We start from the raw sequence: 26109 nt of genomic DNA, 5'->3' as shown, positions 1-26109 counted from the left end.
CTTAATCCTGTAAGTTGAGTTCATACGTAAAACAAATTGCCCCTACACTTTCCATGAAGTTTATTCTAACAATGACGAATGGTTGCAAAGTCGATGTAACGAGAAGTTACTATTACATCTTCAAAGAATATTTTGGAATACGAGGAGGTAATGTAATGGGTTTCCCAATCTTTTTTCTTATAGTTTTAGCAATTGCTGCTTTGTTGGTTGCCACGGTTGTTGTCTATTTTCACGCGTATAAACGAAATATTAATAAGGTGTTAGAAACGAATGAACACACACGTATCCCGATGACACCGCCTTATAAAGTTGCAATCATACTGACAATTGTGGTTTTAATCGTTGGTATATCGATAAGCTATTTTGTGGGGTATAAGGTTGCCTACGATAATTATGAGGAAAGCTCATCGCAGACGTCAATCTTCGATATTCAGACCTTCTATGCAAAAGTAAAAGAAGTCAATGACAACGCCCTATTAGTCGAAGGCATTTCTCTCAATGATCAAAGTTATCGCGGTGAGCTTAACTATGATGTATCGGAGGAAACAAGAATGGAGTGGCACAACACTCCAATTAGCCTTTCTGATTTGGACGAGGGTGACTTGGTTTCCATCACTTTGCTAACTGACCGCGGTGGTGTTACAGATATTTTCAAAATTCAGCTTTTAGATGATAAAAGGTAAAAACTAAAGTACATTAAAAATCGGAGCCGATCACACTGTGGCAATCATTTCATTGATAAAAATGAATCTATTTATTCGGTCGTCCGTATATAATATTACTCTGAACCAGTAAAGAACGGTCTTACAGCTTTTCCAGTTCAGTGTGAGACTTGGGGGTGTTGCAAAACGAATTTGCAATAGCAAGTTGTACAAATGAACCCCCCCCAAAACCGCAAGAAAATGCGCCTTGAAACGGACTTTTCAGCCCATTCAAAGCGCATTTTTTGTGCAACTTTTTTGGAGAAGCTATTTCGCAACAATCCCTTTTTCGCATTTTAAAATGGAATTGCTGTAGTTATGATTGAATAGGTTGAATAACCAAAAATGACTGCCCAATGCGGTAAAAGGACCTTTGTTGAAAATAAGCAGGGGCTGCCCTGAAAACTTCAAACGGGCAGCCTACCTGAAAGCGACGAATCTTATTGAATTTGTATTCCAGAGAGAATATACTATAAGAAAATTGTCCAAAATTTTTTCTTTCCGCGGGACGATGGGATTTCACATCGGTCAAAGCTGGGAGGCCAAGGCGCAGCATTGGATTTAGGCGATTTAATTTGAATCCCGCTTTCTTATGATTCCTGTTACTTTTACGTTTCATTTTCAGCATGGCGCTTTCCCCTGATATGTCTAATAAAAGAAAGCTTTGTTTCAGAAATAAGGACTGCAGTAAAAATCAAAGCAAAGCCGGTAACAAGCCGCAAATTTAAGGCTTCGTGATAAAAGATGGTGGAAAACAGAATGCCAAAAACCGATTCAAGGCTCAGAATAATCGACGCGCTGGAAGGATCGGTATATTTTTGCCCAATGTTTTGTAAAAGAAGTGCAGCGCCGGTACATACAATAGAAAGATATAAACCCCCCCATAGGGCCCCTTGACTCCACTGAATGGCCTCGTGCTCCAGTGCAAGGCTAAGCAGCCATGAAAATGCAGCACTGTAGCCAAATTGAAGAATTGTAATTATAAATGGATCTTTCCCCTTTCCAAACTTTGCCACCGAAACAATATGCGCGGCAAAAAAGAACCCGCTGAGGAGAGCGAGAGAATCTCCTTTACTAATGGAAAAATCCTCAGTCACCGAAGCAAGGCCGATCCCCAAAATGCAGAGAACCGCAGCAAGAATGTTGTACCGATCCGGCTGTCTTTTTTCCACCGCCCAAAATAAAAATGGAACAATTACACAGTAAACGGAAGATAGAAAAGCGCTCTTTCCCGGCATGGCAGACAGAACGCCAATCGTTTGTATCCCATAAGCACTAAATAGGCACAGGCCTATCACGGCTCCGCTTTTTAAATAGTCCCGGTTGACAACTTTTAATTTACGAAAAGAGGCAGCGCAGAGAACGGCACAGGCGAGGGTAAACCGCATGGCAAGTAAAAAAAGAGGCGGTAAACTGTTGGCCGTATTTTTAACCACAACCAGGGAGCTGCCCCATATAGCGGCAACACATAGCAGAGCCCCCCTTGCAAAAAGAACGGTTCTAATATTCTGATTCAAAAAAGCCATCCTTTCTCTGAATAAAATGAGGGCAAGCTATGCCCCCGCAGTTGAAAAACGCGCCGCGCAAAAAGAGAGGGAAACAAAACTTGGTTTCTCTCTCTCTTTGTTTTCCGGCAAAAAATTTCTTTGGTTCTTTATGTAAGACCCACAGACACTTCTTTTTGCTGAAAGAGGTGTTTGTTTATTTTTTCCCATGAAGAAATAACCGTTCCAGATTTTCCACGAAGGGCCTCGTCTGCTTTCTCAAGGGAAGAAATAATCGCAGTATGGCTAGGGCACAGACGTACAAAATTCATGCAGGCCTCAACTTTTGGCAACATACTGCCAGCGGCAAATTGGCCTTCTTTGATATACTTCACTGCCTGTTCAAGGGTCATGGAGGGAAGCTCCTTCTCATCCGGTTTGTTGTAATTCAGACACACATGGTCAACGGCCGTCAAAATCAACAGCGTATCCGCGTCCATATCCTGTGCAAGTTTCGAACAGGACATATCCTTATCAATGACTGCGTCGATTCCTCGGTAGTCCTTGCCTGCCTGAACAACCGGTATTCCGCCGCCGCCCACCGTAATGACAATCATTTTATTTTCCACCATTTTTCGAATGGCATTTAGTTCCACAATCCTGCACGGTTTCGGTGACGGAACGACCCGGCGGTATCCTCTGCCGGCATCTTCGATAAAGCGGAAGCCCTTTTCCTGTTGAATTGCCTCCGCTTCTTGCCGTGTATAAAATCTGCCAACCGGTTTTGTCGGGTTCTGAAAGGCCGGGTCGTTTTGGTCAACAACAACCTGTGTGACCAGTGAAACGACTTCCTGATCGATTTTTCTGGAAGAGAGGCTTTGTTGAAGAGCCTGCTGCAGATGATAACCGATGTATCCCTGCGACATCGCGTCACACTCCGCTAAAGGGATGGCGGGCGTATGTGGTTTGCCGCAGGCAGAATAATCCATTGCCTCATTAATCATGCCAACTTGCGGGCCGTTGCCGTGGCCGACGACAATATCGTTTCCTTCCGCTACAAGATCCGCAATGATCTCGGCTGCCTTTTTAACAGAAGCCAACTGCCGTTGTGGTGTGTCTCCAAGTGCATTTCCACCCAAAGCAATTACAATTTTTTTCTTTGCCATGAAAATTGCTCCTCTCAGCACAATGTGGCATACAAAACGGATTTGATCGTATGCAGTCGGTTTTCTGCCTCATCAAAGACAACGGAACGTTTCGATGTAAAAACCTCATCTGTAACTTCCATTTCAGGCAGTCCGAATTTTTTCGCGATATCGGCGCCAATCTGCGTGTTTTTGTCGTGGAAGGATGGCAGGCAATGCATAAAAATACTTCTTTCGGACGCATTCTTCATCAGTTGTGCATTTACCTGATATGGTTTCAGAAGTTTTATGCGGCTTTCCCATACATCGTCCGGCTCTCCCATGGATACCCAAATATCGGTATAAATTACATCTGCGTTTTTCGTACCCTCCTCCACGTTCTCCGTCAGAGTAATGGTTGAACCGCTTTCAGCGGCAATTTGCCTGCAGGAATCAACCAGCTCTTTTTTGGGGAACAGCTCTTTCGGCGAGCATGCGGTGAAATTAAGCCCCATCTTGGCACAAGCCACCATAAGGGAATTCCCCACATTATTCCTGGCATCCCCCATAAAGGTGAAATGAACACCTTTGAGCGTTCCAAAATTTTCTTCGATCGTTAGAAGATCTGCAAGCATCTGCGTTGGGTGAAATTCGTCTGTTAAGCCATTCCAGACTGGTACCCCGGAATTTGCAGCCAGTTCCTCAACAATTTTCTGGTTGAATCCACGGTATTCAATTCCATCAAACATTCTGCCAAGCACTTTCGCGGTATCTGCAATGCTTTCCTTTTTCCCCATTTGTGAACTTCCGGGTTCCAGGTATGTAACGCCCATTCCAAGATCCCTTCCCGCTACTTCAAATGCACAGCGCGTCCTGGTTGACGTTTTTTCAAACAGAAGAACAATATTTTTGCCACTTAAATAAGGATGAAGAACTCCATTTTTTTTCATGTTCTTAAAGTTTTTTGACAGATCCAAAAAATACCGGATTTCTTTGGGTGAATAGTCCAGCAGTTTTAAAAAATTTCTTCCTCGTACGTTTGTGCTCATAATCTATTTCTCCTTTTTTGTTTTAAACAGACATCCGTCTGCTTATTTTGGCTGATGAATTTCCTGCGGCTTAAATGCCGGCACCCTCCGTGCTTTCGCCGCTGGATAAAATTGAGGATCAGAGAAAAACTCGTTTTTCAGCGCTTTTACTTCTTTATTCATTCCGATTACACCAATCATATTTGGGAAAACAACACAGGCAAGAAGAATGTCCAAAATAGAAAACAGAAGACTCAGGTCACCAATTGTGCCATAGATAATAGCAGCGAGGCATACAACCCGCATCACTTTTCCAACCGTTGAATTAAATAACGCTTCCGCCTGTTTTTCACAGTAAAAGACAATAACAATAACGGTTGACAGAACAAACAGCAACATACATATGGAAACGATTCCTCCTCCCAGAGTCTCTCCAAATACGCTCTGGAAAGCCACCGACGCCATGGAAGCCGCATCTTCTGATTTCACCTGCGTCCACACTCCGCTGGTCAAAACGACAAGTGCCGTCATCGTGCAAACAATACCGGTTACTACGATTACCTCGAAGACACCCCAAAATCCCTGTCGTACCGGATGATCCGTAATGGCGGCCGAGTGCGCATAGGGTGCGCTCCCCATTCCCGCTTCATTGGAGTACAGGCCTCTGGCAATACCCCATCTCATGGTCTGAGCAATATCAGAGCCTGTAAAGCCGCCAACAGCAGACATGGGTGTTACAGCCCCTTGAAAAATCAGTACCAGTGCGTGTGGTACATTTACGATATTCACTCCAATCACGATTAAGGAACATCCCGTAAAAATCAGCGCCATAAACGGAACCAACTTTTCCGTAACCTTTCCGATTCTTGTGATTCCACCGAACACAATTAAAGCAACTAAAATCGTCACCACGATACCGGTCGCAAGTTTTGGAATTCCAATAGTCTCTGCCGTTTGACAAATAGAAAGCGACTGTGTGGAAATACTTGGGACAATCTCAATCATAAATGCAAAAGAGCACATGACAGCAAGAAAAGGTGATTTTAGTCCCTTCCGCAGATAGTAGGCAGGCCCACCCACAAACTCCCCGTCTTGATTTTTTTCCCGGTAACGAATTCCAAGCACCACTTCTGAAAATTTCGTAGCTTGCCCGATGATACTGGTAAGCCACATCCACAGTACCGCACCCGGGCCTCCCATCGCAATCGCAACCGGGACACCGACGATATTAGAAGCTCCGATGGAGGACGCCAGAGCGGAAGTTGCTGCTTGAAATGGAGAAATGGTGCCCTCGCCTTCTTGTTTGGAAAAAATCTGTCCAAAAGTCTGTTTTAAAATAAACGGCAAATATCGAATCTGAAAAAATCCAAGATTGATGCTAATGTACAGGCCACCGCCCACAAGCAATGCCAACATGGGCCATCCCCACAGAAAGTTTGCCAGGTATGTAAGTACCGAAGATATATGATCCAATTCAATCTCCTCCCTGTTTTTTCTCCATGACAAGAGTTTACAATAAACAAAACTCACAATCAGGACATTAACCTTTTAATTTTTAGTACTTTGAATTCAATCAAATAAAGGATGGACCGCAAAAATATACAGTTAGACATAAATATAAAATCATAATCCCGTATAAACTGTATAAAAGGTGCTATGACTATTTCATAAAAAAGATCTTTAAATACAATAAATTATAATCAAATTTCTTTTAATTAACAAAGGCAAGGGAAAAATTCGGATTCAAAACACAGAATATGATCTGGAGCCCGGTTCGTTTGTAGCAATACTTCCGTGGGAAATTAGTGAAGTCCCAGAAGTCAGCGAGACGCTGCAATATTACATTCTTGTCTATCGGTTTGACATGATCAATGAAATTATTAAATCCTTCTATAATTCAGATAATCAGCCGATGGACGTGATCCATATGATTTGCGAGAACCAGGTTGTGCATTGCGATAAAGAGCAAATGGCGGAAGTACAAAATATTTTTTCCATCATTCGCAACGAAGTCGGCGTTGAGTCAACCATAGAACCCATTCATCCCAAAGCACTAAGCAATATTTATATCAATAATCAACTCGTCAATTTGATTGTATTGTTTATACGAATAGGAGAAAAAGACCAACTTTTCAGCCAAAGGGAAGCACAGAATCTCAATATAGATCGCTGCGGCATTTTTCGTTACATATACACTCATCTCAATAAGAAACTGAATTTAAAAACACTTTCCAAAACTTTTTACCTCAGTGAATCGTCCATCAGTCTGTATGTCAAACAGGTTACCGGCCTTTCTTTTTCCAATCTAATTGATGAAATGCGAGTTGCGAAAACCATCAATTATCTGTTGTATACTGACTTTACACTGGAAGAACTGGCGGGAATTCTTGGCTATGTTGACGCTTCCCATGTATCCAAAGTATTCGCAGCGCGAATCGGCATGAAAGCCAATGAGTACCGAAAAACCTATCAAAAAGTAAGTGATATTTGCAAAGTGCGGGAAAGTCAAAAAGCATATGCGATTGTAGCCTATATTTATCGGAATTCCAGGGATGAGCTGACAGCAAAAAGTGTCGCGAAAAATTTTCATATCAGCGTGATCGATCTTCATCAGATCTTAATGTATGAGGTGGAAAAAAACTTTGAGGATTTTTTAAATTACATCAGAGTTAACCAGTCCTGTAAACTCCTGCTTCAGAGCAATAAAAGCATTATTGATGTCGCAATCGAAGTGGGTTATAACACAGAAAAAACATTTACACGAAATTTTTTAAAATTTAAAATGATGACACCTGGAATTTTTCGCAATAATGTTACTTATCAGCAGACGGGACTTTCTGTCGACGCCGAAAAGATTTTGACCGAAAGGGGGCGCGGACAAAAACCTGGACTTACAATAGAACGGGGGTAGTCCATGTATTCGTATTAAGATCGCTCGAAAGCAGTTCATTTCCATGAGGTTGGGATACCCATCAACGTAACATGCTGCGGCAATACTACAAAAACTAAACTTTAGCCCCGACTTGCATTTCGTCAAGTCGGGGCCTCTCTCTGTTATCAAGGGACTGCCAGGTTGGACGCTTACGTCTTTAAAAAGATACTATCTGCTGTAGGTTTAACTATAAAGCTTACCATTGAATTCGCTCAATCCTCAATTTATAATAAAGATGACGGAAAGATTGAGAAAAATTTAGGGAAAGGTGGGATTATATGGATCGGATCATGTTGATTGAGGATGATTCTGTAATTCGAGAGGAACTCTCCATTCTCCTGCAGAGCAATGGATATGAGATTGTTCTTCCAGATAGTTTTACAGCAATTTTTGAAGCTGTTAGGCGATATATTCCTCATTTGATTCTGCTGGATATTAACCTACCAGGTCAGGATGGTTTTCAGGTATGCTCAAAGATTAGGACCTTCTCCGCTGTACCGATTATCTTTGTCACAGCGCGAAATACTGATATGGATGAATTGAACAGTATCATGTTGGGAGGCGATGACTTTATCACAAAGCCCTACAATACCTCTATCCTGTTGGCCCGCATCGCTTCTCTATTCAAGCGTGCTTACCCATCCAGGGAGAAGGATGTCATGGCATATCGGGGAGTTATTTTGCATTTGGAAAGTAGCCGGGTAGAATATCAGGCCCAGTTGACCGAACTAACAAAAAATGAGCTCAAAATTCTGGCTTTTCTCTTCCGGAATGCGGGTAGAATCGTTCCCCGCGCTGACTTAGTGGAGTATCTTTGGGACAATCAGCTTTACATTGATGACAACGCACTCAGCGTGAACATGACCAGACTTCGTGAAAAGCTTAGGCAGATCGGTTTAACGGATTTTATCCAGACAAAACACCGCCAGGGGTATATGATATGAGATATGTGGATTATGTTAAGGACCAGATTCCCTGCATACTCACCCACATCATTTCCATGCTTGGCTGCTTAGCCTTTCTTTCTGCGGCAAGGGTAAATAATGGGATCATAGAAATTTTAATTGCCGTGTGGTTTCTGGTTGCCTTCGTTTATCTAAATACTCGGTATTTTTTCCGCAACCGTTATTTCAAGCGCCTCTTGTCTATGCTGGACCATCTGGATCAGAAGTATTTGCTTTCGGAGGTCATGGATTGCCCTGCGCGTGCAGATGATCAAATTTATTATGCAATCTTGAAAGCTTCAAATAAGTCAATGCTTGAACGGGTCTCTCAATCAGGGCGAGAGAAGAAGGAATACAGGGAATACATAGAACAATGGATTCACGACATTAAAACACCGATTGCCGCAATGCAGTTGATCTATGAAAACAACAAGTCAGGTTTAACAAAAAAGTTGCTGATTGAACTGGAAAAAATTCGTAATTATACAGAACAGGCACTCTACTATGCGCGGAGCGATACTGTAGAAAAAGACTATCTTGTGAAAGAAATCGTACTGTCGGATGCCATTCATAAGGCAATTGCGGAAAACAAACAGCTTCTACTGCAAAGCCATGCTGCCGTTCAGATGGAAAACTGCGAACGAATCGTCTATACGGATGAAAAATGGATTAGCTTTATTATTAGTCAGATAATCTCAAACGCGGTAAAGTACAGTGAAGAAGTCCCTTCTCTCTCGTTTCAGGCCTATTCGGAACGTAGCAGGGTTACTCTTTGCATTCAGGATAACGGGATTGGAATATCGGAAAGCGATCTTCCGCGAATTTTTGATAAGGGCTTTACCGGTAAGAACGGCAGGGACAGTCAAAACTCCACCGGCATAGGGCTGTACCTGTGTAAACGCCTGTGCGAAAAGCTCGGTATCGGAATTACCGTGACCTCAAAGTGCGGACAAGGAACATCAGTTGGACTGGATTTTCCAAAAGGTGATTTTTTTGAGGTGCGGGAGTAATTTCCACCTGCTTTTCATCCATCTGAGATCTTACAAAACTGTAAGGCCTTTGTAAGAAAAATTGATACATTTTTCTTCTTTCACTCATTAGAATTAAGAGGAGGTGAAAAGAATGGAACCGCTTTTGAAAATCGAGCATGTCGAAAAATACTATGGAAACAAGGGGAATATCACCAAGGCTATTGATGATATCGACTTCGAAGTCCAGAACGGAGAATTCATTGCAATTATGGGTCCATCCGGTTCAGGGAAAACCACCTTACTTAATTGTATTTCCACAATTGACACTGTCAGTGCCGGTCATATTCTTCTGGGCGGAGCTGATATTACGGAAATCGAAGACAGAGAATCAGCTCGGTTCCGCAGGGAGAATCTCGGTTTTATTTTTCAGGATTTCAACCTGTTGGATACGTTGACAATTCGAGAAAATATCGCAATGACTTTGACGATCAATAAAACGCCGCCCAAGGAGATTGACCGACGAGTGGAACAAATGGCCGAAAAGCTTGATATTCTTTCTATTATGAATCAGTTTCCTTACCAGGTCTCTGGCGGACAAAAACAGCGTTGCGCTTGCGCTAGAGCTTTAATCCATCACCCAAAGCTGATTCTGGCCGACGAACCAACGGGGGCGCTGGACAGTCATTCTTCTCAGATGCTTCTGACGACCATGCAGACAATGAATCAGGAACTTGAAGCGACTATTTTGGTGGTCACTCATGATGCATTTACCGCCAGCCATGCAAAGCGAATCCTGTTTCTTAAGGATGGCCATATCTTCACTGAGATCCTCCGGGGAGGTCAATCCCGCAAGCAACTGTTCGGGAAGATTCTTGATGTTATGACCTTGTTGGGAGGGGATCTTTCCGATGTACGCTAAAATGGCATTTCGAAATGCAAAACGCTCTGCAAGAGATTATCTGATTTATTTGTTAACATTAGTTCTTTCTGTGGGCCTGTTCTATGGCTTTTTATCCATCACCAGCCCGTCCTATAACAATAGGTTGCCGATCCAGATGGATTTGGAGTATTTTTCGAGTAAAATGAGAATTATCATTCCCTTGATTGCCTTGCTGCTTGTATTTTTGATTTCTTATGTCAATCGCTACATGATCCGGCGTCGGAAAAAGGAGTTCGCTCTTCAAATTATTCTTGGTATGGAACAGAGGACTGTTGCTTATCTGTTCTTTCTTGAAACGCTCCTGATGGGACTGATTGCTGTCATTTTTGGGATCCTGCTCGGTACCCTTCTGTCACAGTTCGTCAGTGTGATCATCATGGCATCCTTCGGAGAACCGTACCGATTATATTTCTCAGTTTTTTCAGATACTGTTCTTTGGACTTTTCTTTTTTTTACAGCTTTATTTGCGGTGATTGGCCTTGGAAACGTTCATGTAATCCGCCGGCAAAAGATCATAGACATGCTTCATGAAGAACAGCAAACCGAGAGTACGGTTACCGTAAAGGATATGCTGTTGAAAAGCCTGATTGCCGCTTCGCTCTCAGATGTGGGAATCCTGCTCTTGACTTTGTGCGGTGTCCTGCCCTTTTGGAACAAACTTAACCAAGCGGGAATTGAGGCAGTAGTCCCTTGTATCCTCAGCGCTCTGCTCTTTTTGGTGCTGGCGGGATTTTTTCTGCTGGAAACCTGTGTCTGGAAGCATAATGGAAGCCTGACCGCCGCAATACTCTCCGTCGCAAGCCTGGCAGCCGGAGTTTTTCTTTTACGGATGACGGATCTTTTTACTGAGTTGGTCAGAGAAGGCATATTGATGGAACTTTACACCACGATCCCTTCTATCCTTGGGGTAATTATGATATTATTCAGTATTGTATCAATTTTCAGCAGTCTATCATGGTTGCTGCTTGTTGCAAAGAAAAACTCTGCACGGTTCCATTACACTCATTTATTTCTGTTGGGTCAGATCGTTTCAAAACTGAAAACCGCTTCCCACACCATGGCTATCCTGACGTGTGTATTATTGAGTTCCCTAGTGCTGCTCGCTTGGCTACCAATTTTAACGGGAGAGGTAGATGGCTATCTAACGGTGCGATCTATTTTTGACGTACAGATATTTTCTCAATATCAAACCGTAAAACGAGTGGAGGACCTGCCTAAGTCTGCTTTGGACTATTCGTATATTGATAACTATCTAAAACGTGGGGGCTATAAGGTTACAAATTCTGCAAATGTGGAGGCTTATTTTTTACAAAAAAATGACTTTGACCGAAGAATAAAAAAGAATCTGCCGATTCTAGGCGTTTCTCTGAGCGATTATAATGCCTTACTGCGGCTATCAGGGCATCCGGAAATTGTCTTGCCGGAAAGTGGTTTTGCTGTGGCATGGGGAAATACGGCACTACCTGATGATATTTCTCATTTTGATAACACGCATCAGAGCATTACGGCTGGAAATTATACGCTAAAAAAGGCTCCTGACGCAGATTATCAAGTAAACGTTGGGATGGGAATGTTTACGAGCGGCATGGAAATGGCTTATATTCTGCCTGATGATGTTTGTGAGACACTTACGCTGGCAACCACGTCTTATGCCGCCAATACAACAAGTCCATTAGACTATCACTTCGCTTTAGCTCTGTCAAAAGATATAACGCAATGGATGAATCATATTGGAACGATTCCAGAAAACAGTGGATTCGTACGTTTAAAGACGCTGCAACTTAATGAAGGAATCTCAAATTCTCTGATGCTTCGTCTTGGAGGTACATACGCAAGTCTCATTTTGATTGTCATTTGCCTCACAATTCTTTCCCTGCAGCAATTAATGGATGCAACTGAACATAAACAGCGGTTTCAAATTATTGAAAATTTAGGAATAGATCATAAATGGATCGGAAAAATTATCCGCCAACAAATGCTATTGTGGTTTGGACTTCCTGTCATCATTGCTTTTTTAGGCTCAGGAATCGTCCTTACATATTTATCAATAAAGAACTATCGAGAATATATTCCATATGTTACAATAAGCCAAGTTTATACAAATATAGCCGAGGTTTGCGGTGCGTTTCTGTTGGTACTGATTTGCTATTTTACTGCTACCTATACTCTGTTCAGAAGGTATATCGCGGAATTATAAGTGGGATTACTTCCGTATAACAGATCAGCCAAAACCTCCAGCTTAGTGAACTGGTCAATAGAAAGTAGACAGAAAAAACAATTTTTATGTTCCCTTGTCCAAACGAAGCTGGACAGGGGTTTTGTAATTCAGTTTAGATACTATAAATGCTAATCTGAAAGTATACCGGAAAGCGAAAAAACGCTAATCAGAAAGATAGCCACTTGAAATACAGTGACGGCGCGGCGGTGCCGTGGGAGCGAAAAACGCCGGAACGAGCGCCGGTGATCATGGCCGAATAAATAGTACTCTTCATCCGGGAATGTCTGGCAGCATACCGCCAAGCGAATTTACAAAGTATGATTGCGGAAAGCCCGAGGGGAATCCATCGTGCGCGCAAAGATGTGCGAATTGAAAGAAACGGCGTCGAAGCTTTCATTCCGATTTCGTTCTCACCCGGAGATGCCATGCAGATACTGGGTATCTCCGAAATTACTCCCGTTATGTGCTCCTACGATTACGATATGGCCGGACTCGGCGGCAGTGTCTTCAACCGGCGGCACACTCTGGCGCGTGGCGGTCTATGCCGCGACTGCCACTATCAAAAGAAGAAAGGTTTTGCCCGCAGATAAGCGCGGCAGAACCTTCCTTCTCTTTACGAAATTTTTATTCTTTCCCATCAGGGTATTTTTGCTTTTCCAGGTCCGCATGGCGGCATATTGCTTCAAAAGTTTTTTCGCTGAGGTCATGCTCCACCTTGCAGGCATCCTCTCGGGCGGTCTTTTCATCCACACCCAGCCTCATAAAGAATTCGGTCAGCAGCTTGTGGCGATTCCAGGTGCGGGAGGCGACTTCCATCCCCAAATCGGTCAGTGTGATGAGGCCGTCCTTATTCATTGTAATATATCCATTTTCCCGCAGGCGCTTTGTCGTATAGGTGACACTCGGCTTGGTCACACCCAACGCCTCGGCGACGTCAATGGAGCGAATATAGCCGTGCTTCTCCTTCATCATCAACATAGCCTCCAGGTAATCCTCGAACGCTCTGAATATTTTCATGGCATTTTAACCGACTTTCATTTGATATTGATTTCAGGTTAACACACTCTAACCAGATAATCAAGATAGGCAAAAAATCTATTGACAAATTTAGTTAGAGCTATTAAACTATTATTGGTTAGCAAAGACTAACCAATAATTTGAGTCGTCGGTTAGATTCCTCTAATTAAAGATACCTCGAGGATGCTGTGATCCGGAAAGTCGGTGGAAAAGCCGATGTGGAGGATCTCGGCTTTGTCGCCGAAGGCAGCGTTACGGTCATTTTCATGAGGGAAGACAATGTTATCGTTAATATCAAAGAGTCCCCATTGCCATCAGAAGAGAGATGGCAAGCAAAATCATGATATGAAGGAGGAATGATTTATAAAAACGCTCAGGGATGTAAAGATCGGCGGGACGGTAAAAGTCGGAAATGATCGAGGTCGGATATATCATGGGGCCCCTATTTATTTATGCCGATTGGTTAAAGTACTCTAACCACAGAAAGGAAGGATATAGAAAGTGGAGATCAAAATTGCCTTGGCAGGCAACCCGAACAGCGGTAAGACAACGCTGTTCAATGCGCTGACCGGCTCCAACCAGTTTGTCGGAAACTGGCCGGGCGTAACGGTAGAGAAAAAAGAGGGCAAGCTTAAGAATCATAAAGATGTCATCATTATGGACCTGCCGGGTATCTATTCCCTTTCCCCATACACCTTGGAGGAAGTTGTGGCGAGAAACTACCTGATCAGTGAGCGGCCTGACGCGATCCTCAATATCGTGGACGGCACCAACCTCGAGAGGAACCTTTACCTCACAACGCAGCTTACGGAACTCGGCATTCCTGTAGTGATCGCCGTAAACATGATGGATGTAGTGAGAAAAAACGGGGATCAGATCACGACCAGCGAGCTGTCCCGTGAACTCGGCTGCAAAATTGTTGAGATCTCAGCGCTGAAGGTCACAGGGATTATGGAAGCGGCGGAGGCCGCAATTGAAGCTGCCAAATCCACAAAGACAATCCCGATGCACACCTTTAGCGGCGCCGTGGAACATGCAATTGCCCATATTGAGAAAGCCGCCGTGCACAACATGCCGCCTGAGCGGCAGCGCTGGTATGCCATCAAGATCTTCGAGCGCGATGGAAAAGTTCTGACTCCGCTGAAGTTGAGTCAACCGGTGCGCGATCACATCGAGGAGGATATCAAAGCCGCGGAGACGGAGCTTGATGACGACGCCGAGAGTATTATCACAAACGAGAGATATCTCTACATAGCTTCCGTCATCAAGAGCTGTTACAAAAAGAAAAAGGCCGGGAGACTCTCGGCATCGGATAAAATTGACCGTGTGGTGACAAACCGCTGGGCCGCGCTGCCCATTTTCGCAGTGGTCATGTTCATCGTATACTTCATTTCTGTCTCGACGGTGGGCTCCTGGGCGACCGACTGGGCCAACGTCGGCGTGTTCGGCGACGGCTGGCATCTGTTCGGCATCGGCTCCTCCGCTTACTCTGAAGCAGTTGATGCATATACCGAACCCGGCGCGATCAAAGGCGCTTTTGAATCCGCCGCGGAAGAAGCTGGCGTCGATCCCACAAAAGCGGCCGCGCTTGCCGCGACCGCTTATCTCTACGACGACGTCGGAAACGTGGAAGAGGAAATCCCCGTGACGTACGACAGCTATCTGGCGGTCGCCGATAAGGAGGAACCCGATCCCGCCGACTACGGCGTGTGGGTGCCGGGCATTCCCGTCTTATTGCAGAACGGACTGGACAGTATTCACTGCGCGGACTGGCTGGAAGGCCTGATCCTCGACGGCATCGTGGCCGGCGTGGGCGCGGTGCTTGGCTTTGTCCCTCAGCTGCTAGTTTTGTTCCTGTTCCTCGCTTTTCTTGAATCCTGCGGCTATATGTCGCGCGTCGCCTTTGTCATGGACCGCATCTTCCGAAAATTCGGACTCTCCGGAAAGTCGTTTATCCCGATGCTGATCGGCACGGGCTGCAGCGTTCCGGGCATCATGGCTTCGCGTACCATCGAAAACGACCGGGACCGCAAGATGACCATTATGACGACTTCCTTTATTCCTTGCGGCGCGAAGCTTCCAATCATCGCCCTGATTGCCGGCGCGCTGTTCGGCGGCGCGTGGTGGGTCGCCCCCAGCGCCTATTTTCTCGGCATCTGCGCCATTGTTATATCCGGCATCATGCTGAAAAAGAGTAAGATGTTCGCGGGAGACCCATCCCCGTTCGTCATGGAGCTTCCCGCTTACCACTGGCCGACGGTTTCCAATCTGCTTCGTTCCATGTGGGAACGCGCATCCTCGTTCATCCGGAAAGCCGGCACCGTCATCCTGTTGGCGGCGATCTTGATTTGGTTCCTGTCGAGCTTTGGCGTTGAAGACGGTTCCTTCGGGATGGTCGGCGATATGGAAAACAGCATTCTGGCCGCCGTCGGCTCCGCGATCGCCTGGATCTTTATTCCGCTCGGCTGGGGCCACTGGCAGGGTGCGGTCGCTTCCATCACCGGCCTGATTGCCAAAGAGAACGTCGTCGGAACATTTGGCGTCCTGTTCGGGGGCTTCGACGAGGTGGCGGAGAACGGCTGGCAGGTATGGAACAACATGCGCGCCGTCTTCACCCCGCTTTCCGCTTACTCCTTCCTGATCTTCAACTTGCTCTGCGCCCCCTGCTTCGCAGCCATGGGCGCCATCAAGCGTGAGATGAACAACGCCAAGTGGACCTGGTTCGCCATCGGATATCAGTGCGTCTTTGCTTATGCCGTCGCGCTGACCGTCTATCAGCTCGGCATGCTGTTTTCTGGCAACGGAAACGTCATCGGTTCTATCGTTGCTATCCTCAACGTCGCTTTCATCGTTACCATGCTGTTCAGACCATATAAAGAGTCCGAAACGCTGAAATCCAATGTAAAAATAGGCGCGAAATCCGGAATATAACAAAAAAACGAAGAGAGGAGGACAATAAAACGCTTATGTGGTTGACTGAAAACCTTGCGACCATGATCATCTGCGTTATTCTGGCCGCTGTGGTGACGCTGGTTATTATCAGCATGGTCGGAAGAAAAAAGAAGGGCAGGTCCTCCTGCAACTGCGCGGGCTGCCCCATGAGCGGCAGCTGCCATCATGGAAAATAGTCCTGAGGGAAGGATGTATGAGAATGCAGACACTGTCCGCATCATCCATCCGATATCTGATCACCATGCATTCGCTCAGCGGTGAACGCGGAATGCGATGCGTCGACATTGCCCGAGCGCTCCATGTCACAAAACCAAGCGTATACAGAATGATGGAAGCACTCAGCGACAAAGCGCTGGTTCAAAAGGAGAAATACGGCATGGTATTTCTCACGGAGAATGGCCGTGAGCTGGCTGTGCGTTATTCCGCATATTACGAGATTATCTTTCGGTTCCTCTGTCGAGAGTTCGCATTACCACCGGAAGATGCCGGAAACGCCGTATTTGCGCTTCTTGCCGGGATATCCGATGAGCGTATCGGGAGCATGTGCGAAATTATGCGGGATATGTCCTGACTGTTTACCAAAAGGGTTATGAAGATTGAAAGAACCGCCAAAAATGAAAGTGGATGCTGACGCGATGCTTTCTTTCGCGTACGGGCTTACTGCCATGCTGACCATAAGTTGCGTCTGGGCGTTGCCGCAGGCAATCGGAAGGTATGCGGTTAAAATAAACATTGCGAAAAAACGGCACTGGCTGATCAGCGGAATATCGGACTGACGAGCGTGAGCCGTCTTGTCTATGGGTTAAAAGCGCCGAGAGGCGCTAAAAAACAGAGCATTGGTTAAAGTACTCTAACTCAGTATTAAGGAGGAAGGCCATGAGCGTTGTCATTGTCGGCGGAAGCCGCTGCATGCAGCGGCTTTATGTCGATACCTGCGAAACATATGGCTGTAAGGCAAAGGTTTATGTGATAACTAAGGGAAACTTGAAACGAAAGATTGGTTCACCCGATCTGATTAAACTGTTTGCAAATACGGGTTCGCATAAGATGAAGGAAATTGCGGTATTGGAATCAGCACGGTGTAACGCAAGCATTGAACAATCCCATCTCAGCAGTCTGAACGCCCTGCGGGCCATTATAAAGAATCATTGCGAATGCCCCGGAAGGAGAGGAACATGAGGCGATCGTTTGAATCGGTTTTCGTGGAGCAATGCGCTCCAACGCTGGCCGGCGTAAAGCCGTCGAATCTGTTCAGCTTCCAATCGTTTGACGAAGACATTGTAAAAAAAGCGGTTTCGGGACAGGATTTGGAACTGCATGCATACGGACTCTCTGTTTGCCTCTTGAAGCAATGCAAAACAGGCTTCTTTCTAATCTATACCTATCGCATGGAATGGATTAACCGAATTCTATCCGAGCAGGCAAACCGTGATTTTCTGGAGCGATCGGGATATGCGATTTCAAATGGGTTTACAGGTATTCTTCGGCAGTTATCAAATCGTTTTCGCCTTGAGCGGCAGTTTCCGCATGAGATTGGCCTGTTCCTTGGCTATCCGCTTCATGACGTCGTCGGTTTCATTGAAAACAACGGCCGAAACTTTACATGCAGCGGTTATTGGAAATCCTACGAAGATACCCTCTTAACTCCCTCAGGGTTCTCGGCTGATAAACTGCCTGGATATGATGCCGTGGCATTTGGCTGCCCCGCGATGGGAACCGAAGAGTTGGATGATACGGAGTTCGGACCTATGTTCTCTGCCCTGGAAAACTCGCTGAGCGGCAAAAAAATCGCTCTGTTCGGCTCCTTCGGCTGGGGTGACGGTCAGAAAAACAAGAATACATGAAGCAGCCCGCGATATGGAGGCGGAAAAACTGCTCGGACGCAGTATCTTCAATCTGTCCGGCGGTGAAAAACAAAAGGTCGCATGCGCTTCGGTATCCGCCGCGCATCCCGATGTTTTTGTCTTGGATGAGCCGACCTCCAACCTGGATATGGATGCGATAGAAAGCCTCAGGCGTACCATTCTTTTATGGAAGTCGCGCGGCAAAACTGTCGTGATCGCCGAACACAGGCTCCACTGGCTGAAAGATATCTGCAACAGGGTGATTTATATGAGCGGCGGCAGAATCAGCCTTGATCTTCCAATGAACGAGTTTGCGGCTCTGCCGCCCGAAAAACTGCGAAGGCTTGGCCTCCGTCCGCTGTCGCTTACAAATCTGAAGAACGAATCTCCTCCCGCAGTTCCGGGAGACACCTTGGAGCTTCATGATTTTTGCTGCTCCTATGACGGCAAAAAACAAGCTCTTGATATGAGGTCACTGTTCTGCATATGGAAAACGGAGTGGCCGGCGAATTCTACCCGCTTGACAACAGCGGCGGTCAACGGTTAATTAATTTTTTTTATACACAATTCAAAGGAGGAAAAAGCCATTGAAAAAACAGTCTGACCTATTGAAGCTTTTTGATTATGCCGGAAACTTCCGATATCTGACGATATTCTCGTGGATTCTGTCCGCGATCAGCGCGCTTGTCGCGCTTTTGCCATTCGTATACATATGGAAAATGATGGAAGAGGTACTTGAAGTCGCGCCGGATTTCGGCGCGGCACACAATCTGGCGCATAACGGCTGGATGGCCGTTCTGTTTGCGGTCGTATCGATGCTCATTTATATCGGTGCTCTGATGTGTTCGCATATCGCTGCGTTCAGGGTCGCATCCAATATCAGGAGTCAGGCAATGCATCATATCGTTACACTTCCGCTCGGGTTCATGGACAGCTTCGGAAGCGGCAAGCTGAGAAAGATCGTCAACGAGTCCAGCGCAGCTACGGAGACCTACCTGGCTCATCAACTGCCGGACCGTGCCGGAGCGATCACGACTCCGGTCGGCATGCTGGCGCTTCTGCTCCTGTTCGACTGGAGGCTCGGCCTTTTAAGCCTCGTTCCGATCGCGCTGGCATTTACGTTGATGGCAACAATGACCGGCGCTAAAATGCGTACGAAAATGAAGGAATACCAGGATGCTCTGGGACAAATGTCCAATGAAGCCGTTGAATACGTCCGCGGAATACCTGTCGTCAAGACCTTCGGGCAGTCGGTATTCTCGTTTAAAAGGTTCAAGGCGTCCATCGACAATTACGAAAAATGGGTCATTGCTTACACGAAGCAGCTGCGTTTGCCGATGATGTTTTACACGACGGCGATCAACGCCGTGTTTGCCGTCCTCATCGCGGCGGCACTTTTCATGACGCAAAACGGCGTCGGCAATGCGTTCCTGCTGAATCTGCTTTTTTATATTATATTTACGCCGATTATAACCGTTACACTGACAAAGATCATGTTTTCCAGTGAAAATCAAATGATTGTCGCCGATGCGCTGGAGCGGATCGACAGCGTGATGGCGCTCACGCCTATGCCAGAGCCCATACGGCCTTTGTGTCCAAAAGACAATTCCGTCGTGCTGGACGACGTTTCGTTTCGGTACCAAAACACGAAAGCAAACGCGCTGGATCGCATTTCCCTGCAGATTAAACCCGGTGAGCATGTCGCCCTCGTCGGTCCGTCCGGCGGCGGCAAAACGACACTTGCCAGCGTCATCGCGCGTTTCTGGGATGTCAGCCGCGGCAGAATCATAATCGGCGGCGTAGACGTCAAGGAGATCCCGAAAAAGCAGCTGATGGACACGGTATCCTTTGTCTTTCAGGACAGCAGGCTGCTGAAAACATCTATTTTAGAAAACGTCCGTATGGCAAAACCGGACGCCACACGCGAGGAGGTTATAAAAGCCCTGGAAGCGGCGCAGTGCGGCGATATTCTTTCAAAAATGCCGAACGGGATAGACACCGTGATTGGGACGAAAGGCGTTTATCTTTCAGGCGGCGAACAGCAGCGGATTACCATTGCCCGCGTCATGCTGAAGAATACGCCGATTATTATTCTGGATGAGGCTACGGCCTTCGCCGACCCGGACAATGAATTTAAGGTGCAGGCGGCATTCAAAGCGCTTTCGAAGGATAAAACCGTTCTCATGATTGCCCACCGACTGTCCGCCGTTGCAGGAGTCGACAAGATATTCGTATTGGAAGATGGACATATCGAAGAATGCGGCAATCATGAAGAACTTCTTCAGGGAGAGGGCCTTTACACACGCATGTGGCAAGAATACAGCCGTGCCGCGAAATGGAAGGTAGGTGCCAAAAATGAACTTGCTTAAAACCGTCCAACATAAATACGCGCTCTCCGAACAGGGGGCGAAAGATCTTGTCAAAAGCTGTGCCGCATGTGCGGCGGCGGATTTCGTCCTTATGGTTCCGGTAGGGCTTCTCTATTACCTCGTAGGTGATCTTATGAACGGCGGCGTGCCCGGAAGCCGAATCAGCTTCTATATCATAGGGTGCGCGATATGCCTTCTTCTGATTTTCCTGACTTCGCGGATTCAGTATAACGCCTGCTACCTTGCTACCTATGTGGAAAGCGGTGTCCGACGGATTACGCTTGCGGAAAAGCTCAGAAAACTCCCGTTATCTTTTTTCGGAAAGAAAGATCTATCCGACCTGACCAGTACGATCATGGCGGACTGCTCATCACTTGAAACTGCTTTCTCTCACTATATCCCGGAACTGATCGGCGCGGTAACCTCAACATTTCTTGTCGCCGTCAGTCTGTTCTTTTTCAATTGGCGTATGGCGCTCGCAGCGATCTGGGTGCTTCCCGTCTCATTCTGCGTCGTGCTGTTTTCCTCAAAAGTTCAAAACGCGCTTGGACGAAAGCAGATGACGGTAAAGATGGCCTGTACCGACGGGATCCAGGAGTGCCTTGAATCTGTCCGGGATCTGAAAGCGAACAATGCCGAGAGAGACTATCTTACGGGACTCGATAAAAAAATAAAGGCCGTAGAGAAACGCGCCATTTTAACTGAGCTCGGTACCGCTTTATTTGTCGCTTCCGCGCAGATGATTCTGAAACTGGGTATCGCAACGGTTGCGCTGACCGGAGGAGTCCTGCTTATCAACGGAAACCTCAACATTTTGACGTTTTTTATGTTCCTGCTTGTGGTTTCGCGCATGTATGACCCGATGCAGGCCGCACTTCAAAACCTCGCCGCCATTATAGCGGCCAACGTCCAGACCGGGCGAATGAACGAAATCCTTGATCACCCTGTTCAGAGCGGCGGGTCTATTCTGAAAAATGAGGGCTGTGACATCCGGTTCAATCACGTTGGTTTTGCTTATAACGGAAAAGATAACGTTCTGCGCGACGTATCCTTTACCGCCAGGCAGGGTGAAGTGACCGCACTGATCGGCCCGTCCGGAGGCGGAAAGACGACCGTATCGCGGCTTGCCGCGCGGTTCTGGGACATAAGCTGCGGGAAAATCACCGTGGGAGGAACGAATATTTCAAAAATCGATCCGGAGACGCTCCTTTCGCTGTACTCGATTGTTTTTCAGGATGTTACGCTGTTTAATAATACAATAAAGGAAAATATCCGTGTCGGCCGGAAGGAGGCTACCGATGAGGAAGTTCTGACAGCGGCCCGATACGCGCATTGCGATGAATTTGCCGAGAAGCTTCCGGACGGCTTCGATAGCATGATCGGCGAAAACGGTTCGGAGCTGTCCGGGGGTGAACGCCAGCGCATTTCCATCGCGCGCGCATTTTTGAAAGATGCTCCAATCATTCTTCTGGATGAAGCGACAGCTTCTCTTGATGTGGAAAACGAGACCTTCATTCAGTCCGCAATCTCTCAGCTCATCCGGGACAAAACCGTGCTAGTCATTGCACACCGTATGAGGACCGTTGCCGATGCGGACAAGATTGTAGTGCTCGATAACGGTTGTGTTTCCCAGCAGGGTTCTCCCCAAGAGCTGCTACAGCAGGGCGGCCTATTCAAACACATGGTTGAACTGCAGAATAAGGCGGCGGGCTGGACGCTGTGACCGGCCTCATATTTTGCAGCGGCACAGCGAATATCAGCAGCTTGGTGTAGTCGCCGTCCACCTCGCTTTTTCAAGCTCCCGGTTGATTTGGTTATCCGTCAGGGAATAGTTTTCCCGATGCGGGCAGGAAGCTCCAGCAGGCTAGGCTCATTTATATATCGTATTCAGAACTGCCGTTACACTCTCCAGCAGAGCTTGGTCTGTGTCTTGAGGCCATTTTCCTCAAACTCCACCACTATACCGAGGACTTTCAATTCCAGAACGTAGGTCAAAAACCTTTTAGGTGTTAGCACGCCTACACATATAACATAGAAAAGCCCTCCAAACTTCACGGGTTTGGAAGGTTTCAAACGGCATTTAAGCATGTAAAGTATCCCGCCAAACTACCGCTTTTTTATATGGCGGGTAATTCACCCCAAAATTCGATTTAGACAAAGGAGCAAATCATCTTATTGTAAAAAATTTAAAAACAATGCCAGAATAATGATTCCAATTACGATCAATATCAAGACGACACATATTATTGTAGAGATGATATTCAAAACATTACGGCTTTCGCTACTTTTCACGCAGACAATGGAAAGACAAAGCCCTGCCAAAATAGAAAGAATATTGGCCCCAGCCCAAAGGTTACGTATTTCGTCCGATATCGTGATTTTCAGCAAAATAGGAATAAAGGTTGCGAGCGGCAATACGCTAACAATCAGTGCAGCAATGCTTGTTTTTTGATGTTTCTTGTTTTCCATCTTTTTACCTCATTTCTTTCTTTCCAAATTGTGTTACGGCCATGGTAAGCACCAATGCAAAGATCAGGACGGCACAGGGCAGGAACGGAAACAGCTCAAAGGCTATCCCTGAGGTATTCGTTGTAAACTCGTGCAGCGAGCAGGACACCAGATAACCACTGTAGCAATATGGATAGACAATCCAGAGCGGCGTATTGGCGGCCAAGACGCCGGGAATGACAAGAAGCAGATTCAGGCCGACGGACAGCAGCGGTTTTTCAAACAACACAGTAACAGCCCACATGGTTGCCACGCTGGGCAGCATCGTAAGAAACAGCCCCGCACACCACTTGAGCAGGTAAAGGACAGGCAGTGTTTCGGTGACTCCCATCGTGTTTGTGGCAACCCATCCGGCAACGATAAATACTGCGAGGAACACAACCATTTCCATGAACAAATAGAACATCAGTACACAGAACTTTGCCAGAGAAAGGGCATGCCGGCTGACCGGCAGAGCCAGCATCTTTAAGACGCCGTTGTGCTGTGTTTCCCTTCCTGCAATCATAACGCAAACAACGACCATGCTCAGCGGAAGCAGATAATAGGCATAGACCAGTGCACTTTGAATGAACATAGCAGGCCAAGCATTCGTATATTCCGGTGTGAAATAGCTGCTCAAATTCGCAATCCCGGATGCTACCACCAATAACGGGGCAACAAAAATCAATGGAATGATTTTTGAGCGCTTCACTTTCATAAACTCAATTTTCAGCAGTTCTAAAAAACTCATTTTAATTCCCCTTATTCATAGCGCAGATGCTTTGCCATCCACAGCCCTGCCCCAAGGAATAGGATCGTTTCCACCAAAGAAACAAGGATCACCGTGCTATCCGGCTGTGCGCTCCTAGCAACTGCCGGCTTTAGCATCACGACAAAGGGGGTGGATCATCAGCAAAGCAACTTTCGAGTTTGCCAAGGCCATCCCGCTTAAAAATCCCGCAACTCCGATCCCGAGAGGAACCCACATGTTTTCAAAACGGGAGGAAAGTAAGATCATGAAGGACAGCACCGGCATGGCGGTAACGAACGAATAGGCGGCAAATTGCACCAGCGTACCCATCTCAAAGGTGCCTTGTGGAAGCTCGGTCATGCCAATATTCATCAGAGCCAGATTTTGCAGCGCAACTGCAACCAGAAGCATCACGGTCAGGATCAGAAATTTGCAAAGGTACATCCCCGGAACGCTCATGGGCAGCATATACATCTTCTTAACCGCATTCCCCTTGAACTCCATGTTGTAGACCATGCAGGCGGCGAGTACGATGCCAAACATATTTAAGATCATGATCATGCCGTAGAGCTGGGTCAACAGAACATCCATCGGAGCCAGCGGCAGGTTCAGCAGAGTGTCCTTTCGCAACATGAAGTTGACAAAGGCGTATGCCGCTCCCAAAACGCCGACAACCAGCAGGACGGGAATTACGCCTGTCCGCTTTTCTTTCCGCAGTTCGATGGCAAGTGCGTTCATAACTGTGCCCTCTGCTTTCTGGCTGCATTGTCCTTTTCTATCAGGGAAAGGAACATTTCTTCCAAATTATCCGAGGAAAAACCGGCCTGCAGCGCACTCTGCCGCAGCTCGTCCAAGCTTGCCCTCAAACAGCAGGCGGCCGTGGTTCAGAATGCCGATATCATCCGCCATCAGCTCGATTTCCGACAGCATGTGGGAAGAAATCAGCACGGTGCAATCATAGAGCTCCGGCAGGGATTTGATCAGATTGCGGATTTCGTGGATGCCGGAGGGATCAAGGCCGTTGGTCGGTTCGTCCAGAATGAGGATGGGCGGTCTGCCCAGCAGCGCCCCCGCAAGCCCCAGCCGCTGTTTCATGCCCAGCGAATAATTCTTTGCCAGCCGACCGCCAAACTCTGTGAGGCCAACCAGTTCCAACGCATCCTCTACCGAGCTTTCCGGCAGCTTTAAAATTCGTCGGATGATATCGAGGTTTTCACGTCCGGTCAGGTTGGCATAGAACGAGGGGGATTCGATAAAGGAGCCGATCTCCCTCAGAACGGCCATCCGGTCATTTGGAAAGTGCTTCCCATCGATGATAAAACTGCCCTTTGTGGGGGCCGTCAATCCCAGCAGCATTTTCATGGTGGTAGATTTCCCGGCACCGTTCGGCCCAAGAAAGCCATAAATGCTGCCTTTCCGGATATGAAGCGAAACACTGTTGACAGATGTGAAATTCTTATATTTTTTTGTCAATTGTTCCGTTGTAATCATGGTATCCATAAGAACATCTCCTTTCGATGCTCTTATGGTACAGCGTCAACCTGACATCCACATTCTCCTATCCTTACTTTTACCTTACTTTTTGCCGATCACCACACAAAACGGACATGCTTTGGTATAATAGATCCTATTGGAGGTGAAGGAATGGATCAGGCATTTTTACACACAAAAAAGCTCCTGCTTGTGGATGACGAGCCGGAGCTGCTTAAAATGGTAACCGCCATTTTAAAGGATGACGGTTTTGAAAACATTATCTTGGCCGCTTCTGTAAAAGAAGGCACCGCAGCTGCCGAAATTGAAAAGCCTGATTTAGCAATTTTAGATGTGATGCTGCCGGATGGAGACGGCTTTTCCCTTATGGAGCAATTGCGCTCTTTTACCGATGTGCCGATCATTTTTTTGACGGCGAAGGACGAGGCTGCGGATAAATTGGCCGGTCTTGGTCTGGGGGCCGATGATTATATCGTAAAACCTTTTATGGGACAGGAACTGCTGCTGCGTGTTTATGCTGTTTTGCGCCGTTGCTACAAAATGGATAGGAAACTCCTGAAGCTGGACGGATGCACGGTTGATTTCAGCCGCGCCGAAGTTCATAAAGCAGGCAAGGTACTTCCTCTGACGGCAAAAGAACACACCCTGCTGGAAACCCTTGCGCGGAATGAGGGAAAAATTGTTTCCATAGATTCGCTTTGCGAAGCCCTTTGGGGCGACAATCCGTTCGGGTATGAGAACAGCCTGAACGCCCATGTGCGGCGCATTCGGGAAAAAATTGAAACAGATCCGTCAAAACCGGTTTCCCTGATTACAATCAAAGGGCTGGGCTATAAGCTGAACATAAGGAAGTGAC

At 46.6% G+C, this 26109-nt stretch carries 25 protein-coding genes and 2 pseudogenes; 17 read left to right on the top strand and 10 right to left on the bottom strand.

Features of this window, described 5'->3' with window-relative positions; translation table 11 throughout:
• Window positions 1-155 precede the first annotated feature (155 nt).
• Window positions 156-683 (top strand): hypothetical protein, encoded by a 528-nt coding sequence (locus HCR03_RS18940; RefSeq protein ID WP_066643699.1) that lies wholly within the window; start codon window positions 156-158, stop codon window positions 681-683.
• 334 nt (window positions 684-1017) lie between these two features.
• On the opposite strand, the gene HCR03_RS18935 is transcribed toward HCR03_RS18940, so the two are convergent.
• The 5 genes from HCR03_RS18935 to HCR03_RS18915 form a co-directional block, all read right to left on the bottom strand.
• A complete protein-coding gene (locus HCR03_RS18935; protein ID WP_187035897.1) occupies window positions 1018-1329 on the bottom strand; it encodes a hypothetical protein in 312 nt (103 codons plus the stop codon).
• Window positions 1310-2218 carry a DMT family transporter gene (locus HCR03_RS18930; RefSeq protein WP_228725028.1) on the bottom strand — a complete coding sequence of 303 codons (909 nt, stop codon included), beginning with the start codon at window positions 2216-2218 and terminating at the stop codon, window positions 1310-1312. The genes HCR03_RS18935 and HCR03_RS18930 overlap by 20 nt, the downstream gene beginning before the upstream one ends.
• 137 nt (window positions 2219-2355) lie before the next feature.
• A complete protein-coding gene (gene arcC / locus HCR03_RS18925) occupies window positions 2356-3351 on the bottom strand; it encodes a carbamate kinase (protein WP_187035894.1) in 996 nt (331 codons plus the stop codon).
• A 14-nt stretch (window positions 3352-3365) separates the two neighbouring features.
• Window positions 3366-4358, bottom strand: a complete 993-nt coding sequence (argF, locus tag HCR03_RS18920) for an ornithine carbamoyltransferase (RefSeq protein WP_187035892.1) — start codon at window positions 4356-4358, stop codon at window positions 3366-3368.
• A gap of 42 nt (window positions 4359-4400) precedes the next feature.
• A complete protein-coding gene (locus tag HCR03_RS18915) occupies window positions 4401-5753 on the bottom strand; it encodes an alanine/glycine:cation symporter family protein (protein WP_187038173.1) in 1353 nt (450 codons plus the stop codon).
• Between the two features lie 448 nt (window positions 5754-6201).
• On the opposite strand from HCR03_RS18915, the gene HCR03_RS18910 reads away from it, so the two are divergent.
• From HCR03_RS18910 to HCR03_RS20205, 6 genes are all read left to right on the top strand, one after another.
• A complete protein-coding gene (locus HCR03_RS18910) occupies window positions 6202-7248 on the top strand; it encodes a helix-turn-helix transcriptional regulator (protein ID WP_187035889.1) in 1047 nt (348 codons plus the stop codon).
• A gap of 299 nt (window positions 7249-7547) precedes the next feature.
• Window positions 7548-8213: a response regulator transcription factor gene (locus HCR03_RS18905; RefSeq protein ID WP_187035887.1), complete on the top strand. Its 666-nt coding sequence runs from the start codon at window positions 7548-7550 to the stop codon at window positions 8211-8213.
• Window positions 8210-9223 carry a sensor histidine kinase gene (locus HCR03_RS18900; RefSeq protein ID WP_187035885.1) on the top strand — a complete coding sequence of 338 codons (1014 nt, stop codon included), beginning with the start codon at window positions 8210-8212 and terminating at the stop codon, window positions 9221-9223. The genes HCR03_RS18905 and HCR03_RS18900 overlap by 4 nt, the downstream gene beginning before the upstream one ends.
• A gap of 112 nt (window positions 9224-9335) precedes the next feature.
• Entirely contained in the window at window positions 9336-10103 is a 768-nt protein-coding gene (locus tag HCR03_RS18895) for an ABC transporter ATP-binding protein (RefSeq protein WP_066648440.1), read from the top strand.
• A complete protein-coding gene (locus HCR03_RS18890) occupies window positions 10093-12321 on the top strand; it encodes an FtsX-like permease family protein (RefSeq protein WP_066648443.1) in 2229 nt (742 codons plus the stop codon). Before HCR03_RS18895 ends, HCR03_RS18890 begins: the two co-directional genes overlap by 11 nt.
• A 446-nt stretch (window positions 12322-12767) precedes the next feature.
• Window positions 12768-12932 carry an L-2-amino-thiazoline-4-carboxylic acid hydrolase gene (locus HCR03_RS20205; RefSeq protein WP_267459199.1) on the top strand — a complete coding sequence of 55 codons (165 nt, stop codon included), beginning with the start codon at window positions 12768-12770 and terminating at the stop codon, window positions 12930-12932.
• Between the two features lie 34 nt (window positions 12933-12966).
• On the opposite strand, the gene HCR03_RS18880 is transcribed toward HCR03_RS20205, so the two are convergent.
• Window positions 12967-13359 (bottom strand): metal-dependent transcriptional regulator, encoded by a 393-nt coding sequence (locus tag HCR03_RS18880; protein ID WP_066648449.1) that lies wholly within the window; start codon window positions 13357-13359, stop codon window positions 12967-12969.
• 501 nt (window positions 13360-13860) lie between these two features.
• Here HCR03_RS18880 and feoB point away from each other — a divergent pair.
• The 9 genes from feoB to HCR03_RS18835 all read left to right on the top strand — a co-directional run bounded on the left by feoB (window position 13861) and on the right by HCR03_RS18835 (window position 22247).
• A complete protein-coding gene (gene feoB / locus HCR03_RS18875; protein ID WP_187035881.1) occupies window positions 13861-16290 on the top strand; it encodes a ferrous iron transport protein B in 2430 nt (809 codons plus the stop codon).
• A 35-nt stretch (window positions 16291-16325) separates the two neighbouring features.
• A complete protein-coding gene (locus HCR03_RS18870; RefSeq protein WP_083209925.1) occupies window positions 16326-16487 on the top strand; it encodes a FeoB-associated Cys-rich membrane protein in 162 nt (53 codons plus the stop codon).
• A gap of 23 nt (window positions 16488-16510) precedes the next feature.
• Window positions 16511-16882 (top strand): metal-dependent transcriptional regulator, encoded by a 372-nt coding sequence (locus HCR03_RS18865; RefSeq protein WP_066643012.1) that lies wholly within the window; start codon window positions 16511-16513, stop codon window positions 16880-16882.
• Between the two features lie 43 nt (window positions 16883-16925).
• Window positions 16926-17087, top strand: a complete 162-nt coding sequence (locus HCR03_RS18860; RefSeq protein ID WP_187035878.1) for a hypothetical protein — start codon at window positions 16926-16928, stop codon at window positions 17085-17087.
• A 100-nt stretch (window positions 17088-17187) separates the two neighbouring features.
• Entirely contained in the window at window positions 17188-17490 is a 303-nt protein-coding gene (locus tag HCR03_RS18855) for a DUF2325 domain-containing protein (protein ID WP_156990982.1), read from the top strand.
• On the top strand, window positions 17487-18155 hold the full coding sequence (locus tag HCR03_RS18850) for a DUF3793 family protein (protein ID WP_187035876.1): 669 nt from the start codon (window positions 17487-17489) through the stop codon (window positions 18153-18155). The genes HCR03_RS18855 and HCR03_RS18850 overlap by 4 nt, the downstream gene beginning before the upstream one ends.
• Before the next feature lie 13 nt (window positions 18156-18168).
• Window positions 18169-18702 (top strand): ATP-binding cassette domain-containing protein, encoded by a 534-nt coding sequence (locus HCR03_RS18845; protein ID WP_156990980.1) that lies wholly within the window; start codon window positions 18169-18171, stop codon window positions 18700-18702.
• A gap of 40 nt (window positions 18703-18742) precedes the next feature.
• Entirely contained in the window at window positions 18743-20524 is a 1782-nt protein-coding gene (locus HCR03_RS18840; RefSeq protein ID WP_187035874.1) for an ABC transporter ATP-binding protein, read from the top strand.
• A complete protein-coding gene (locus HCR03_RS18835; RefSeq protein WP_187038172.1) occupies window positions 20517-22247 on the top strand; it encodes an ABC transporter ATP-binding protein in 1731 nt (576 codons plus the stop codon). The genes HCR03_RS18840 and HCR03_RS18835 overlap by 8 nt, the downstream gene beginning before the upstream one ends.
• Window positions 22248-22696: 449 nt before the next feature.
• On the opposite strand, the gene HCR03_RS18830 is transcribed toward HCR03_RS18835, so the two are convergent.
• From HCR03_RS18830 to HCR03_RS18815, 4 genes and pseudogenes are all read right to left on the bottom strand, one after another.
• Window positions 22697-22993: a hypothetical protein gene (locus HCR03_RS18830; protein ID WP_187035872.1), complete on the bottom strand. Its 297-nt coding sequence runs from the start codon at window positions 22991-22993 to the stop codon at window positions 22697-22699.
• A 4-nt stretch (window positions 22994-22997) separates the two neighbouring features.
• Window positions 22998-23762 carry an ABC transporter permease gene (locus tag HCR03_RS18825; RefSeq protein WP_187035870.1) on the bottom strand — a complete coding sequence of 255 codons (765 nt, stop codon included), beginning with the start codon at window positions 23760-23762 and terminating at the stop codon, window positions 22998-23000.
• Between the two features lie 11 nt (window positions 23763-23773).
• Window positions 23774-24500, bottom strand: a pseudogene (locus HCR03_RS18820) (ABC transporter permease).
• Window positions 24497-25262, bottom strand: a pseudogene (locus tag HCR03_RS18815) (ABC transporter ATP-binding protein). Before HCR03_RS18815 ends, HCR03_RS18820 begins: the two co-directional pseudogenes overlap by 4 nt.
• Window positions 25263-25406: 144 nt before the next feature.
• Here HCR03_RS18815 and HCR03_RS18810 point away from each other — a divergent pair.
• Window positions 25407-26108: a response regulator transcription factor gene (locus HCR03_RS18810; RefSeq protein WP_066643043.1), complete on the top strand. Its 702-nt coding sequence runs from the start codon at window positions 25407-25409 to the stop codon at window positions 26106-26108.
• Window position 26109 lies beyond the last annotated feature (1 nt).

The sequence above is a fragment of the Caproicibacter fermentans genome, from assembly GCF_014303955.1.
GTDB lineage: Bacteria > Bacillota > Clostridia > Oscillospirales > Acutalibacteraceae > Caproicibacter > Caproicibacter fermentans.
The sequence above is the reverse complement of the archived record's forward strand: the minus strand, read 5'-3'. Positions and strand labels throughout refer to the sequence as shown.

What these genes read in the sequence shown, in the direction of transcription:
- HCR03_RS18940 (WP_066643699.1), top strand. Translation starts at nt 156, where the DNA reads ATGGGTTTCCCAATCTTTTTTCTTATAGTTTTAGCAATTGCTGCTTTG.
- HCR03_RS18935 (WP_187035897.1), bottom strand. Translation starts at nt 1,329, where the DNA reads ATGCTGAAAATGAAACGTAAAAGTAACAGGAATCATAAGAAAGCGGGA.
- arcC (WP_187035894.1), bottom strand. Translation starts at nt 3,351, where the DNA reads ATGGCAAAGAAAAAAATTGTAATTGCTTTGGGTGGAAATGCACTTGGA.
- argF (WP_187035892.1), bottom strand. Translation starts at nt 4,358, where the DNA reads ATGAGCACAAACGTACGAGGAAGAAATTTTTTAAAACTGCTGGACTAT.
- HCR03_RS18915 (WP_187038173.1), bottom strand. Translation starts at nt 5,753, where the DNA reads ATGTTGGCATTGCTTGTGGGCGGTGGCCTGTACATTAGCATCAATCTT.
- HCR03_RS18910 (WP_187035889.1), top strand. Translation starts at nt 6,202, where the DNA reads ATGATCAATGAAATTATTAAATCCTTCTATAATTCAGATAATCAGCCG.
- HCR03_RS18905 (WP_187035887.1), top strand. Translation starts at nt 7,548, where the DNA reads ATGGATCGGATCATGTTGATTGAGGATGATTCTGTAATTCGAGAGGAA.
- HCR03_RS18900 (WP_187035885.1), top strand. Translation starts at nt 8,210, where the DNA reads ATGAGATATGTGGATTATGTTAAGGACCAGATTCCCTGCATACTCACC.
- HCR03_RS18895 (WP_066648440.1), top strand. Translation starts at nt 9,336, where the DNA reads ATGGAACCGCTTTTGAAAATCGAGCATGTCGAAAAATACTATGGAAAC.
- HCR03_RS18890 (WP_066648443.1), top strand. Translation starts at nt 10,093, where the DNA reads ATGTACGCTAAAATGGCATTTCGAAATGCAAAACGCTCTGCAAGAGAT.
- HCR03_RS20205 (WP_267459199.1), top strand. Translation starts at nt 12,768, where the DNA reads ATGCAGATACTGGGTATCTCCGAAATTACTCCCGTTATGTGCTCCTAC.
- HCR03_RS18880 (WP_066648449.1), bottom strand. Translation starts at nt 13,359, where the DNA reads ATGAAAATATTCAGAGCGTTCGAGGATTACCTGGAGGCTATGTTGATG.
- HCR03_RS18870 (WP_083209925.1), top strand. Translation starts at nt 16,326, where the DNA reads ATGTGGTTGACTGAAAACCTTGCGACCATGATCATCTGCGTTATTCTG.
- HCR03_RS18865 (WP_066643012.1), top strand. Translation starts at nt 16,511, where the DNA reads ATGCAGACACTGTCCGCATCATCCATCCGATATCTGATCACCATGCAT.
- HCR03_RS18860 (WP_187035878.1), top strand. Translation starts at nt 16,926, where the DNA reads ATGAAAGTGGATGCTGACGCGATGCTTTCTTTCGCGTACGGGCTTACT.
- HCR03_RS18855 (WP_156990982.1), top strand. Translation starts at nt 17,188, where the DNA reads ATGAGCGTTGTCATTGTCGGCGGAAGCCGCTGCATGCAGCGGCTTTAT.
- HCR03_RS18850 (WP_187035876.1), top strand. Translation starts at nt 17,487, where the DNA reads ATGAGGCGATCGTTTGAATCGGTTTTCGTGGAGCAATGCGCTCCAACG.
- HCR03_RS18845 (WP_156990980.1), top strand. Translation starts at nt 18,169, where the DNA reads ATGGAGGCGGAAAAACTGCTCGGACGCAGTATCTTCAATCTGTCCGGC.
- HCR03_RS18830 (WP_187035872.1), bottom strand. Translation starts at nt 22,993, where the DNA reads ATGGAAAACAAGAAACATCAAAAAACAAGCATTGCTGCACTGATTGTT.
- HCR03_RS18825 (WP_187035870.1), bottom strand. Translation starts at nt 23,762, where the DNA reads ATGAGTTTTTTAGAACTGCTGAAAATTGAGTTTATGAAAGTGAAGCGC.
- HCR03_RS18810 (WP_066643043.1), top strand. Translation starts at nt 25,407, where the DNA reads ATGGATCAGGCATTTTTACACACAAAAAAGCTCCTGCTTGTGGATGAC.